General features: G+C 69.9%; 1 protein-coding gene. It reads left to right on the top strand.

Annotation, left to right across the window (positions count from 1 at the left end; all coding sequences use genetic code 11):
- A partial coding sequence (locus GTY56_RS35315; RefSeq protein WP_161369362.1) for a beta-ketoacyl synthase N-terminal-like domain-containing protein occupies positions 1 to 499 on the top strand: 499 nt, incomplete at both ends.

Here is a 499-nt window from a genome sequence, read left to right as displayed (position 1 = left end):
CATGACGCGGGGGAGTTCGACGCGGGGTTCTTCGGTATTTCGCCGCGTGAGGCGTTGGCGATGGATCCGCAGCAGCGGTTGTTGCTGGAGACGTCGTGGGAGGCGTTGGAGCGGGCGGGTATCGACCCGCACTCGCTGCGCGGCTCACGGACCGGCGTCTACGCCGGAGTGATGTACCACGACTACGGCAGCACCGTGGCGGGCTCCGCCGCCCCCGACGACGAGACGGTGGGCTTCCTCGGCACCGGGACGTCCGGCAGCGTGGCTTCGGGTCGTATCTCGTATGTGCTGGGTCTGGAGGGGCCGGCGGTGACGGTGGACACGGCGTGTTCGTCGTCGTTGGTGGCGTTGCATCTGGCGGTGCGGGCGCTGCGCAGTGGCGAGTGCGACCTCGCCCTCGCGGCTGGGGTGACCGTGATGGCGGAGCCGGGTGTGTTCGTGGAGTTCTCGCGGCAGCGTGGGTTGGCGTCGGACGGGCGGTGCAAGGCGTTCTCCGCCT

The sequence above is a fragment of the Streptomyces sp. SID5643 genome, from assembly GCF_009872555.1.
Lineage (GTDB): Bacteria > Actinomycetota > Actinomycetes > Streptomycetales > Streptomycetaceae > Streptomyces > Streptomyces iakyrus.
The sequence above is the reverse complement of the archived record's forward strand: the minus strand, read 5'-3'. Positions and strand labels throughout refer to the sequence as shown.